This window comes from Rhodococcus sp. T9N, assembly GCF_024436645.1.
Lineage (GTDB): Bacteria > Actinomycetota > Actinomycetes > Mycobacteriales > Mycobacteriaceae > Rhodococcus_F > Rhodococcus_F qingshengii.
The window spans coordinates 385475-398520 of the sequence record NZ_JAMSKS010000003.1; the positions used below are offsets into that span (position 1 = coordinate 385475).

Annotated in this window: 12 protein-coding genes; 7 read left to right on the forward strand and 5 right to left on the reverse strand. The window is 62.5% G+C overall.

Translation table 11 applies throughout. The features are described from left to right. The first annotated feature begins 25 nt into the window (after nt 1-25). From M1L53_RS08295 to M1L53_RS08320, 6 genes are all read left to right on the forward strand, one after another. On the forward strand, nt 26-1018 hold the full coding sequence (locus M1L53_RS08295) for an ABC transporter substrate-binding protein (protein ID WP_054188793.1): 993 nt from the start codon (nt 26-28) through the stop codon (nt 1016-1018). Continuing rightward, nucleotides 1015-2916, forward strand: coding sequence for an ABC transporter ATP-binding protein (locus tag M1L53_RS08300; protein ID WP_232319111.1), 1902 nt, complete (start codon nt 1015-1017; stop codon nt 2914-2916). Before M1L53_RS08295 ends, M1L53_RS08300 begins: the two co-directional genes overlap by 4 nt. Further along, nucleotides 2913-4649, forward strand: a complete 1737-nt coding sequence (locus M1L53_RS08305; protein WP_054188791.1) for an ABC transporter ATP-binding protein — start codon at nt 2913-2915, stop codon at nt 4647-4649. The genes M1L53_RS08300 and M1L53_RS08305 overlap by 4 nt, the downstream gene beginning before the upstream one ends. A gap of 5 nt (nt 4650-4654) precedes the next feature. After that, nucleotides 4655-5296, forward strand: coding sequence for a TetR/AcrR family transcriptional regulator (locus M1L53_RS08310; RefSeq protein WP_231782412.1), 642 nt, complete (start codon nt 4655-4657; stop codon nt 5294-5296). A gap of 97 nt (nt 5297-5393) precedes the next feature. Then, complete coding sequence (locus M1L53_RS08315) at nt 5394-5894, forward strand: nuclear transport factor 2 family protein (RefSeq protein WP_003946235.1); 501 nt, start codon at nt 5394-5396, stop codon at nt 5892-5894. Between the two features lie 25 nt (nt 5895-5919). After that, complete coding sequence (locus M1L53_RS08320; RefSeq protein WP_054188789.1) at nt 5920-6594, forward strand: pyridoxal 5'-phosphate synthase; 675 nt, start codon at nt 5920-5922, stop codon at nt 6592-6594. An 18-nt stretch (nt 6595-6612) separates the two neighbouring features. Here M1L53_RS08320 and M1L53_RS34855 read toward each other — a convergent pair whose 3' ends face one another. The 3 genes from M1L53_RS34855 to M1L53_RS08335 form a co-directional block, all read right to left on the reverse strand. Further along, complete coding sequence (locus M1L53_RS34855) at nt 6613-6921, reverse strand: hypothetical protein (protein ID WP_306669658.1); 309 nt, start codon at nt 6919-6921, stop codon at nt 6613-6615. A gap of 355 nt (nt 6922-7276) precedes the next feature. Then, a complete protein-coding gene (pnuC, locus tag M1L53_RS08330) occupies nt 7277-7927 on the reverse strand; it encodes a nicotinamide riboside transporter PnuC (RefSeq protein ID WP_050654516.1) in 651 nt (216 codons plus the stop codon). After that, nucleotides 7927-9531 carry a peptide chain release factor 3 gene (locus M1L53_RS08335; RefSeq protein WP_371747846.1) on the reverse strand — a complete coding sequence of 535 codons (1605 nt, stop codon included), beginning with the start codon at nt 9529-9531 and terminating at the stop codon, nt 7927-7929. The genes pnuC and M1L53_RS08335 overlap by 1 nt, the downstream gene beginning before the upstream one ends. A 349-nt stretch (nt 9532-9880) precedes the next feature. Here M1L53_RS08335 and M1L53_RS08340 point away from each other — a divergent pair, with 349 nt between their 5' ends. After that, complete coding sequence (locus M1L53_RS08340) at nt 9881-11515, forward strand: fatty acyl-AMP ligase (RefSeq protein WP_007728923.1); 1635 nt, start codon at nt 9881-9883, stop codon at nt 11513-11515. A gap of 3 nt (nt 11516-11518) precedes the next feature. Here M1L53_RS08340 and pth read toward each other — a convergent pair whose 3' ends face one another. Both pth and M1L53_RS08350 read right to left on the reverse strand, forming a co-directional pair. Beyond that, nucleotides 11519-12091: an aminoacyl-tRNA hydrolase gene (gene pth / locus M1L53_RS08345; RefSeq protein ID WP_003946229.1), complete on the reverse strand. Its 573-nt coding sequence runs from the start codon at nt 12089-12091 to the stop codon at nt 11519-11521. A 106-nt stretch (nt 12092-12197) separates the two neighbouring features. Beyond that, nucleotides 12198-12806 carry a 50S ribosomal protein L25/general stress protein Ctc gene (locus M1L53_RS08350; RefSeq protein WP_003946242.1) on the reverse strand — a complete coding sequence of 203 codons (609 nt, stop codon included), beginning with the start codon at nt 12804-12806 and terminating at the stop codon, nt 12198-12200. Between the last annotated feature and the right edge of the window lie 240 nt (nt 12807-13046).

A 13046-nucleotide genomic window follows, 5' to 3' on the forward strand; every position in this document is an offset into this window, starting at 1 on the left:
GTGTAACTAAAGCGGGGAGAGAAGGATGCGGCAGCAGTGGGGCCTGCGAGCAACGGCACTCGCAGCGACAGCAACGGCGCTTGTCGGTTGCTCCGTGGGCGGCGATGACGCAGACGCATCGGAAACAGGCGAGTCGTCGGCCGTACCTGCACCTCAGAAACTGCTCGCACTGGACGAGTTCGCAGCGCTCAACGCACTCACGCTCGGGGTCAAGCCCGATACGGTCTTCGCCACGCTGCAGTCGCAGGCGGCGAAGGAGATATTGCAGAGTGAGGGGATCGAGGTCGTCGACAAACCGACGTTCTTCCAATCACCAGATGTGGAGCAGATCGCGGCCGTTCATCCTGACCGAATCCTGCTCAGTGATGTCGGCTCGTTGACGTCGATCACCGCGCAGGCCAACGAGATTGCCCCGACGACGGTGCTCGCCTATGCGGCGCCGTGGCGCGAAGTTCTGAATACCGCGGCGACGGCACTGGGTCGAGAGTCCGAAGCTCGCGAAATCGTGTCGAGGCTCGAGACCAAATTTGCCGAAGTATCCGGAACGGTCGAGGCGCAACCGCAGACGCTGTCAGTGCTGGTGGGATTCTCCGGCGGCATTTACACCGTCATCCCACAGTCGCCGATGTCCTCGATCATCGAGGAAGCCGGTTTCGGGCGCCCGCAAGCCGAACTCGACGCGAAGATCGGCCCCAACACAGGTGTTGCCACGTCTTCGGTGTCAGGCGAGGAGGTCGGACAGCACGCGGCGGACGCGATGGTCGTGACCTCGGGCAACATCTACGACGGCGCTCTAGTTCACGCAAATCCACTGTTCAACGAGATCTCCGCAGTGAAGGCCGGACGCACAGTAGACGTGAGCGGTGAACTTTGGTTCGGCAGTTATCCTTTCGCGGTCTACTGGATCCTCGAAGACCTCGAGGCTCTTGCCGATCTCACTCTCACCGGCGCGGAACTCCAAGGCCGCATCGCATCCGACGCCGACGCAGTAACCCGATGGAAGGCGTTCTCGAAATGACGACGACACAGGCTACGAAAGCAGACATTTCATCTGAAGAGGCCGACGCATCACAAGGAGCGACGGCCGAAGCCTCGCAAGCCAAAGCTGAAGCGGCGGCGCACAAGAGCGCGCTTCGCGAACTCCTTGCGCCAGTTCGTACACGGACCACCATCGCGATGGTGATGCAGGTGATCGCCGCGGTCGCGGCCATCGTGCCGTACGTGGCCATCGCCGAGTTGGGTAAGACGCTGATCGTGGGCGGCGACATCGACTCGTCTCGCGTCTGGACGATCGTGTGGGTGGTCGTCTTCGGTCTGGGTATGCGTGCGTTCTTCGGAGGCGGTGCATTGATCGTGACGCACTTCGCCGATGTCAATCTTCAAGCTGTGCTTCGGCGTCGAATCGCAGCAACACTCGGTCGACTTCCACTGGGCTGGTTCACCTCCCACTCGTCCGGAACCGTACGCAAAGCCGCGCAGAACGACATCTCCGATCTCCACTACCTGGTTGCGCACAGCGCCGTCGAGACCACCGGCGCCATCGCGGTGCCGCTCGTCGGGCTCGGCTACGTGATCTCGATCGACTGGCGTCTGGGACTGGTCGCGATTGCCACCCTCCCGATCTACATGATCGCCTACGCGATGATGACCAAGGACATGGCCGTCAAGATGAGCCGGATGAATGAGGGCATCGCGGCCATCAGCAACACCATCGTCGAGTTCGTCACCGGCATCGCAGTGGTCAAGACCTTCGGTCAGGACAAGCAGTCACATTCTCGATACCGCGACGCTGCCAAGGCGTTTGCCGTCTCGTACGAGGGCTGGGTTCGCCCGATGCTCCGGACCGAGGCACTGGCCTCGATTGCGTTGAGCGCACCGGTTGTGCTGGTGGTCAACATTGGCCTCGGCTCGTGGTTCGTTCACTCCGGATGGGTGTCACCCGTCGATGTGCTGACCAGTTCTCTTGTCGCGATGGTGATTCCGGTGTCGGTGACGACCATCGGTTTCGGTATGCAGGCACGCCGTGAGGCAGCCGCCGCTGCGGCGCGACTGATCGCGCTGTTCGCAACCGACGCTCTGCCGGAAACCGATCATCCGAAAAAGCCTGTGGGGAACGAAGTTCGATTCTCCGGAGTTTCCTTTGCATACGACGACGGCGCCGACGTTCTGACCGACATTGATCTGACGCTGCCGGAGGGCACGGTGACGGCGCTGGTCGGACCGTCGGGTTCGGGTAAGTCGACGCTGGCGACGTTGGTTCCGAGGTTCCACGACGTGCGTGCCGGATCCGTGGCCATCGGTGGTGTCGACGTCAGGGAAGTCGCTACCGACGAGCTGTACCGCCACGTCGGATTCGTTCTGCAGGACGTGCAGCTGGTCGAAGCGACCGTGCTCGACAACATTCGGCTTGCCCGACCGCAGGCGACTTCGGCCGAGGTGAAGGCCGCTGCCGCAGCCGCGCAGATCGACACCCGAATCGAAGCGCTCCCGAGGGGGTACGACTCGGTGGTCGGGGTCGACGCCAGATTCTCGGGTGGTGAAGCCCAAAGAGTCTCCATCGCGCGTGCGATTCTCGCGGACACTCCTGTTCTCGTGCTCGACGAGGCAACCGCGTTCGCCGACCCGGAGTCCGAAGCCGATATCCAAGAAGCGCTGTCGCGCTTGACGGTCGGCCGCACGGTGCTGGTGATCGCGCACCGGTTGGCTTCGATCGTGAGTGCCGATCAGATCGTGGTCCTCGACGCCGGACGGATCGTGGAGAAGGGCACGCACGATCAGCTCGTGGCGAGTGGTTCAACCTATGCGCGGATGTGGGCGAGTCACAGTCGGGCCGACTCGATTGAACACAGTCGGGCCGACTCGATTGAACGCAACACCGCAGGTAAGTCTGACGCAGCAGGAAAGGCCAACTCATGATTCGCGACCTCTTCCGGATACTCGGCCCGCAGAATCAGGGCCGATATCGCGAGTTCCTGGTGTGGGCAGTGTTGTACGGCGTGATGCAGGGTTTGGCAGTGGCGCTTCTGGTCCCTGCGGTGCAGGCACTGTTCGATCAGAACTGGGGCAGTTTCGTTCGGTGGCTCGCCGCCATGGCCGTATGCGCTGTGATCAGTTCGATTGCGCACTACCTGCAGGCGATGAAGGGCTTCGAGTCGGCCCTCACTCTGCTGCGGACGATGCATCTGCGCCTGGGAGATCATCTCGTCACTCTGCCGCTCGGCTGGTTCGGCGCCGGCCGACTCGGGCAGGTATCGCAGGTTGCCAGCAAGGGCACCATCTCGGTGATGGGGGCCACTGCGCACCTGATGACACCGATCATCTCCGGAATTGCCAGCCCGGCAACCATTGTCGTGTGCATGTTGTTCTTCGACTGGCGGCTCGGGTTGGCGCTGGTGGTCAGCGTTCCGATTCTGTTCGCGGCAGCCAGATTTGCCTCGACGATGACTGCCAAGGCCGACGATCGGGCACATGCCGCAGCCGTCGAATCGAACAATCGAGTGCTCGAATACGCGCGTTGCCAACCGGTCCTGCGTGCTTTCGGACGCACCCACGGGGTGTACGAACCGCTCGACGACGCGATCGAAGCGCAACACACTGCGGGTCGTTCACAACTGTGGTTCGTGGTGATCGGGTCCGTGGTCAACGGGATCGCCCTGCAATTCGTGTTCTCTGCCGTGATCATCTTGGGCGCGTTCCTCGCGCTCGGCGGCGACATCGATCCGGTCACGTTGATCGCGCTACTCGGACTGACCGCACGGTTCATCCAGCCGCTGGGTGAGATCGGCGAGTTCGACGGTGCAATCAGAATGGCACGCAATGAAATCCGGCGAATGTCCGAGATCCTCGAAGTTGAACCAATGGTCGAACCCGATACCAGCGGGACGGCGACGGGGGAGACGGCAGTGCAGTTCGACGCCGTCGACTTCGGATACGCGGACGGTGGGCAGGTTCTGCGAAACATCTCCTTCGACGTGCCACGGAAGTCGTTGACGGCGTTGGTCGGTCCGTCAGGGTCCGGCAAAACCACCGTCACCCGGTTGATCTCGCGCTTCTACGACGTCGACTCCGGTGTGGTGCGTGTCGGCGGCGTCGACGTGCGGGACCTCACGAGTGCCGATCTGATGTCGCAGCTGTCTCTGGTCTTCCAGGACGTGTACCTCTTCGACGACACGTTGATCGCGAACATCCGCCTCGGCCGCCCCGAAGCCACGGACGAAGAAGTCTTCGACGTGGCTCGGATCGCGGGCGTCGCGGAAATCGTCGAGCGGCTTCCTCGGGGTTGGGACACCCGTGTCGGTGAGGGCGGGACGGCACTGTCCGGTGGAGAGCGGCAGCGGGTCTCCATTGCACGCGCACTCCTCAAACGCGCACCTGTCGTTCTGCTCGACGAGGCGACTGCCGCGCTCGATCCCGAGAACGAGGCACACGTTCAACGTGCGATGCAAGAACTCGCCAGGGAAAGCACACTGCTCGTGATCGCTCACAAACTGTCGACCGTCGTGGCCGCAGATCAGATCATCGTGCTCGGTGACGACGGTTCGATAGTCGAAGTGGGCACCCACGAAGTCCTGCTCGCAGCCGGTGGGAACTACGCCGCGTTCTGGAATCAGCGCCACCGTGCGTCGGGATGGCGGTTGGTGGCAAGCTGAGCAGAATGCAGACCGGAAAGAAGACGGGGCGGCCGCCGACGTTGTCGACAGTGGACATCGTCGAGGCCGCCCTCGCCGGTGATCTGAGTGAACTGACCATGCCGAGCGTGGCAAAGCGGCTGGGCGTCAGTCATTCTGCACTTTATCGCTACTTCGCAGACCGCGAAGCGCTGCTGCGTGCCTGCTCGGATCATGTTGTGCGTCAGACTGTATGGCCCGATACGAATCGTCCGTGGCGCGAATTCCTGAGGGATTTCTGCGACGTTCTGTGGTCCTCGTTCGAGCGCTATCCAGGTCTGGCCCAGGTCGGTCTCGCAGTTCCGGGCACGCCGCCGGCGATAATCGACATCGTGGAGAAACTGGTCGGTTCGTTGACTGCGCAAGGCTTCACACCCCACGATGCGATATTGGCGGTGGACTTCATCTCCGAGGTGACGATGACGCAGTTCGCAATGATGGCGGCGATGGACAAGACCGTCAGCTCCGCCGATTCACGTTCCGCGCGACAGGCGTATCAGGAAAGTTGGAATGCATCGGAGTCGTTGATCGAGGGTATCGGCGACGAATCGACGTGGCACGGGCGAGGTTGGTTGGACGAGAAGATCACGATCATGCTCGACGGCCTGGAAAAGCGTGTTATCGGCTGACATTTCTACTAGCTTTGAGAGTAATGCCCGTTTCGGCGTGATACAGGCTAATGTGCACACATAGGACGGGTGGTTGCTGCACCGGGAGGCGGGGATCATGGATCTCGAAGCGATTGTTCTCATCCAAAGACTCAAGTACCGATACGCACGCGCCTTGGACACCAAATCGTGGGTCGAATTCGCCGACACTCTGACCGTCGACGCCACCGCGATCTACGGAGAACAACTCAGTTTCGATTCCCGAGATTCGTTCGTCTCCTTCCTCGAGAACACTCTCGGATCACACATCATCACCGAACATCAGTGCGGGCAACCCGAGATCGACGTCGACGGAGACACCGCAACCGGGATCTGGTGCCTCGCGGACACAGTGGTCATCCCCGAAGATGGCATGCTGCTTCGCGGATCGGCCTTCTATCACGACAGATACACCCGCTGCAGCGACGGTGAATGGCGAATCTCCCACACGAGCTACGAGCGGACCTGGGAATCGGTGGTGGCGCTCGCCGACATGCCGAGTTTCCGATTGACGTCCAACAAGTGGGCGCTGCTGCAGCAACCGTCGTTCGGCGACTCGGTAGTTCGCAACGTCTCCTGAGGTCGCCCGCGATTAGAGTCGGCTCATGGTTGATGCAGATTTTTCGCTGCCTGACGTACGGACGTGGATTCGCGGTATCCCCGCGCTGACCGGAACTCCGCCGCCCGCGCCCGAGTGTTTTCCGGAAAAGCCGGGGGAGTTGTTCCTCGACTGGCTCCGTGCGGCCGTGGCCTTCGGCGTCGTCGAGCCACACGTGTGTGCGCTCTCGACCGTGGACGGCGACGGTATGCCTGATTCTCGCTTCCTCATCCTCAAGGACGTGACCGAGGGTGGGTTCTGGTTCTCTGGTTCAGCTGCTTCGCCGAAAGGTGTTGAGCTGAAAGAAAATCCGCGAGCATCGCTCGCCTTCTACTGGCGCGAAACAGGCCAACAGATCCGGATTCGCGGAACGGTTCGCGAGGGCGACGACGCACTTCGACGCCGAGACTTCGTCGAACGCTCCGTCACGGCGAGAGCGGTGGCGACGGCAAGTGAGCAGAGCGAGGTGCTCGAAGACTTAGGGGCGTACGACACGTCGGTGGCCGCTGCGGAAGCAAGAATCAGCGACGACCCAGGGTTCGTGTCGAAGGACTGGCGTGCGTGGTGCCTCGAGCCGGAGTCTGTCGAGTTCTGGCAGGCAGACTCCGGGCGTCGACATCAGCGGTGGTTGTACCGGCGCGGCTCGGACCGAGCATGGACACGAGCAGTGCTGTGGCCCTAAGGGGCAGCTGGGCCCAGATCAGCTCGCGCTGATCTCCGGCGATACGAGGTTGACGACGATCGACTGTCCGCCCAGCTTGGCGTGGATTTCGGGATGTTCGAACCCCGAGGACAACAGGTAGCTGCCGAGCATCGTGAGCAACTCGTCCAGATCCGTCGTGGGATCGGAGGAATGTGCGCTCGAGGGTGAGGCCTGATTTGCGATGAGTTCGGTGTGGGTGAGTCGACCGGCCACTCGAACGGCGGCTACGCCCATCGCGTCGCGACGTACGACGGTACGACTCCGAGTTTCGAGCGTCCTCGATGATTCGCGTGTTGAAGCTGGCACTGAAAGGTCCTCTCCGCTGCTGTGTGCGGCCGTGGTTCGGGCAGGAAGCGGAAACGTGAATGCATCGGATTGCTTGGGTGCGGTCGACAGAAAATCCGCTGTGGCGGTGGCACTGCTGGAACCGTTACCCGTGGAAAGGTTGCTCCCAGAACCATTGCTTGCAGAACCATTGCTTGCAGAACCATTGCTTGCAGAACCATTACTTGCGGAACTATTGGCTCTCGATCCGTTGCCGGAACCGTTGGGGCCCGCTATTCCGTGAGAATTCTTGTCTTCCATTGTTTCGCTCCTGATGCCCGTAAACAGACCGCCGGTTTGCTTAATCGACGCAAACATACCAGGAGTTGGTTTACGGTCATACCCCTTGTGGAGTTCGGCGTTGAATGCGCAGCCACATTGCGAAGCCCCACAGGACGAAGAATGCATAGACCAGATAGAGGATCGCCGAAGGGTAATAGCCGGCTCGGAAAAGAAGGGGAACACCAACGGCGTCGACGCCGATCCAGATGAGCCAGAATTCGGTCCAGCCGCGCGCCATGCCGTATGTCGCGAGGATGGAGCCGGTGAAGATCCAGGCCTCTGCCCACGCTCCGTACGAGCCGAGGAGGTCGAAGATCCAGGCGAAAGCGATTGTGCCGCTGGTCATGACGGCGATCATGGCGACGCGCTCGCGAGTTGTCGCCCAATGGGGCAGGACTGCGCGACCGGAGTCGCGTGCCCCGCGTCGCCACTGAGTCCACCCGTAGACGCTGACGGTGATGAACAACAACTGACGGCCGGCCTGGCCGTAGAGATTGAGCTCTTGCGGCGTGTGGAAAAGTGCGCCCATGAACACCGTGAACAACAAGGCATTTCCGGCTATACCGACGGGCCACGCCCATACCGAGCGTCGCGCGCCCGCGATCGCGGAGCCGATTCCGAACGCGTTTCCGATGATCTCTCGCCAGAGAATCGTGGCGCTGCCGATGTGCAGTTCGGCGTCGAACAGCGCCTCGATCAGGCTCATCAGTCCGCAGCAGCGACGAGGGGTTCGAGCGTCAGATCCGGGAGTTCCTTCTGGATGTACTGCAGGCGCCACTTGTCACTGACCAGGGCGAGCAGAACACCGTCGGAACGGGTGAAGACCTCCACACCTCGTTGACGGTTCAGTTCGACCTCGGACGCGGCGTCGGTACGGCGAGCCAATGCGTAGCCGAGCGGTTCCATCTTGGCCTCGACGTTGAACTCGGCCTTCATGCGCGCTGCGACGACCTCGAACTGCATCGGGCCGACAGCCGCCATGACGGGGGAGGCGTCGCCGCGGATGTCGTTGCGGAGAATCTGGACGACGCCCTCGGAATCGAGTTGGTCGACAGCACGGCGGAACTGCTTGTACTTGCCGGCGCTTTCGGCGCGCAGGATCGAGAAGTGTTCCGGCGCGAACGACGGAATCGGCGGGAACTCCACCTTCTTCTCGGTGTACAGCGTGTGGCCGGGTGCGAGTGCGGTGGCGTTGACGAGGCCGACGACGTCGCCGGGGAACGCGGATTCGACGGTGGAACGCTCACGTCCGAATACCGTCTGGGCGTACTTGGTCGTGAAGGGCTTGCCGGTTTGGGCGTGTGTGACAACCATGCCGCGCTCGAACACGCCGGAGACGATGCGCATGAACGCCAGACGGTCGCGGTGCGCGGTGTCCATACCGGCCTGGACCTTGAAGACGACCGCACTGAACGGATCGGTGACCTCGCGCGGCTTGCCGCTGAGGTCTTCGCGCCCACGCGGCGGCGGCGCCAATTCGACGAGGGTGTCGAGGATCTGGCGGACGCCGAAGTTGAGCATCGCGGACGCGAAGATCACCGGGGAAGTCTGACCGGCGAGGAACATCTCCTGATCGTGGTCCTGGCCGGTAGCGGAGAGCAGTTCACTCTCCTCGGCCGCAGTCTCCCACTCGGAGCCTTCCTTGGCGAGCGCCGCGTCGGCGTCCATGACCTCTTCGGGGGCGATCTTCGCGCCGCCTGCGGTGCGGGTGAAGCGGACGTATTCGCGAGCCTGACCGTCTTCACCGCGCCGCAGCAGTCCGCGGAAGTCGCCGGCGATGCCGACCGGCCAGTACAGGGGGGTGGGCGTGAGGCCGATCCGTTCGCTGATCTCGTCGAGCAGTTCGAGAGGAGTCTGACCGGGACGGTCCCACTTGTTGATGACGGTGATGACCGGAATGCCGCGGTGACGACACACCTGAAACAGCTTGAGCGTCTGCGGTTCGAGGCCCTTGGCAGCGTCGATGAGCATGACCGCCGCGTCGACGGCGGTCAGGACGCGGTACGTGTCCTCGGAGAAGTCGGAGTGACCGGGGGTGTCGACGAGGTTGATGACGTTGATCTGCTCGTCCGGGGTCTCGGACGAGTGGTAGTTGAACTGCAGTGCGGTGGAACTGACGGAAATGCCGCGGGCCTTCTCCATCTCCATCCAGTCCGAGACCGTCGACTTGCGGCCTGCCTTGCCGTGGACGGCTCCTGCCTCCGAGATCTTCTTCGCGTGCAGTGCCAGCGCTTCGGTCAGCGTCGATTTTCCGGCGTCGGGATGCGAGATGACGGCGAAGGTGCGGCGACGCTCTGCCTCGGCGGACAGGCCCTTGGTCGTCGTCGTGACCGCGACCGACCCGCTCTCGGTTGAATCGGGGCCTTCGGTGTCGGACTGGACAGTCGAGTCGGAAGGGACGGTCGAGTCGGACGGGGTAGTCAACGAAGAACCTCTCGAAGTGGGCGTCGGTGCCGGCGACGTGCCGGTGCGCGGACAGGTGGAGAGTGCGGCAGCACAACAGAGAAAGGATACTCGCACACGATGCAATAGCCACTGCGGCGTAACACTCGGCGAACGATCGCTGATTATCCATGTATGTGTGTGTTCGAACACACAGCCATTTGTGTCCTGCGAAGAGTTGCACTGATCGAAGAGTGACACTGACCGAGGAGTTGCGTTGAGCAAGTTCACCGAAGAGATGTATGCGACCGCCGCAGTCACCGACCGCGGCCTGGTGACGGGAGAGCCGGACAACGCTTTCCGTCAGACCTGGGGCGACATCCACCAGGAGGCTCGGCGCATGGCCGGCGGCCTGGCCGAGGTCGGTATCGATCGCGGCGTCGCGATCGGCATTCTCGCCGGACAGCCCGTCGACATCGCACCTGCCTGCCAGGCGACGTGGATGCGCGGTGCGTCGGTGACGATGCTGCATCAGCCGACCCCCCGAACGGATCTGGGCGTCTGGGCTCAGGACACCGAGACTGTGATCGACATGATCTCCGCGAAAGCCGTCATTCTGGGTGCGCCCTTCGACGCGGCCAAGCCGCTCCTCGAAGAGCGTGGCATCACCGTCGTGACGGTGGACGAGCTTCGCAGCGGAACGTCGATCGATCCCGTGGAGACGGCCGAATCGGATATCGCACTCCAGCAGTTGACGTCCGGTTCCACCGGTTCGCCCAAGGCCGTGCAGATCACGCACGAGAACTTCTACACAAATGCCTACGCCATGATCAACCGCATCAAGTTCTCCATCGAAGACGACGTGATGGTGAGCTGGCTTCCGCTCTTCCACGACATGGGCATGGTCGGTTTTCTCACGGTTCCGATGCAGGTGGGCGCAGAGGTCATCAGCATCACGCCGATGGATTTCCTGCGTACCCCGGTGCTGTGGGCCGAACTGATGGGCAAGTACGGCGGAACCGTCACCGCCGCACCGAACTTCGCGTACTCGCTCTTGGCTCGTCGACTCGCACAGGCGGAAGACGGGGCAGTCGACCTGTCCAGCGTCCGATACATGTGGAACGGCGCCGAGCCGGTGGATCCCGACACGATGGATGCACTCGCCGAGGCAGGTGCGCGTTTCGGTTTGAACCCGACTGCGCTGGCGCCCGTGTACGGAATGGCGGAAACCACGCTCGCCGTGTCGATTCCGGATCCCGATCAAGGTCAGGTCCTCGACTACGTCGATCCAGACTTTCTCGAATCGATGTCTCGAGCGGTGCCGTCCAATCGCCCCAACGCTCGTGCCCTCGCCACACTCGGCAAGATGGTGCCTGACCTCGAGGGACGCATCGTCGACCGTGACGGTCAGGTGCTTCCGGCCCGCGGTGTCGGAATCATCGAGGTTCGCGGCAAGGCAGTCACTCCCGGGTACGTCACGGTCGACGGACACAAGCCGGCCCAGGACGCCGACGGTTGGCTCGACACCGGTGACGTCGGGTACTTCACCGAGGAAGGACTGGTCGTGGTGTGCGGGCGTGTCAAGGACGTCATCATCATGGGCGGCCGGAACGTGTACCCCACAGACATCGAACGGGCGGCCGGAACCGTTGCCGGTGTGCGTCCCGGAAATGCCGTCGCGATTCGTCTCGACGCCGGCCAGAAGCGTGAGAGCTTTGCAGTCGCCGTCGAGACCAACGCTTTCGAGGATCCGGAAGAGGTCAAGCGTATCGAACGCGAAGTGGTCCACGCCGTGGTTGCCGACGTCGGTGTCCGACCTCGCGCCGTTGCGGTCCTGGGTCCCGGCAGTATCCCGAAGACGTCGTCGGGGAAGCTCCGCCGCGCGAATTCGGCTGCACTGCTGGGTAACTGACCGTCAGTGCAGGCGGTTCTGTGCGGCTTCCAACCCGAGTTCGAGCAGTAGCTCCACTGCATCCGCAGCCTCTTCGCATACGAGATCGAGTTCTTTTCGCTCCGTGGACGAGAACGGCTTGAGAACGTAGTCCGCCGGGTCCATGCGGCCCGGCGGACGACCGATCCCGACGCGCGTGCGCAGGTAGTCCTTGGTGGTCAACGAACTCGAAATGGACCGCAGGCCGTTGTGGCCGCCTTCGCCGCCGCCGAGTTTGAGTCTGATCGTCCCGAAATCGAGATCCAGTTCGTCGTGGACGACGATGATGTTCGCGGCGTCGACCGAGAAGAACCGTGCGAGACCGGCGACAGCGCCACCCGAGAGATTCATGTACGAGCGTGGTTTTCCGAGAATCACGCGCCGGCCGGCGAGGCGACCTTCGACGATTTCGGCGCCACTCTTCTTGTGTACGTTGAACTTTCCGCCCATGCGCCCGGCAAGGGTGCCGGCGACCATGAAGCCGACGTTGTGCCGGGTCTTCTCGTACTGGGGGCCGGGATTACCCAGGCCGATGACGAGGGCGGTATCTGTGCTCAACGGACGCTACTTTCTGGCTTGATTTTTCCTGCTACGCACGAACGGCGCGTCACTCCGAATCGGAATGACGCGCCGCGCGCAGTGAGTTCTGTTGGAACCGAGAGGATCAGGCCTCTTCTGCAGCCTCGTCGGCGGCGGGAGCTTCTGCGCCCTCTTCGAGGTCTGCCTCGGTGGGTGCAGCAACGACGTTGACGATCAGGGTGTCGGCGTCAGCCTGCAGGGTCGAGCCCTTGGGCAGTTCGAGCTGGCTGGCCAGGATCTGGGTGCCGATCTCGAGACCCTCGACCGAAACCTCGATCTGCTCGGGGATGTGAAGCGCGTCGGCCTCGATGGAGATCGTGGATGCGTCCTGCGCGACCATCGTGCCTGCAGCAGCATCGCCGACGACGATGACGTTCACGTCGATCGTGACCTTCTCGCCCTTCTTGATGACGAGGAGGTCGGCGTGCTCGATGTAGTTGCGGATGGGGTGCACGACGACCGACTTGGTCAGTGCAACCTGCTCCGTGCCCTCGATGTCGAGGGTGAGGATGGCGTTGGTGCCGTGTGCACGGAGGATGGCGGCGAAGTCGCGAGCCGGCACATTGAGGTGGCGGGGATCTTCACCGTGGCCGTACAGAACCGTGGGGACCTGGCCGTCACGACGTGCGCGGCGAGCTGCGCCCTTGCCGAATTCGGTGCGGACGACGGCGACGAGGTTGTTTTCTTCAGACATGATGAAACGGCTCCTACAACTCACGGGGTTCGTGCTCGGTTTACTGACGTGTGGTTTTGCCTGCGGCAAGGCGGACAGGCGCGCACACGGCCAGGAGCGAAACGCTCGAGCTGAGCCGTAGCCGCGTCGATCACGGTAAACCTGCAACGTGTGGAACTGCTGCGATTCACCCTCGCCGAGACAACTTTGGATACGTTACCGGAGTTTGCTCCCGGCCGCTAATCGCAGGTGGTGGGGACC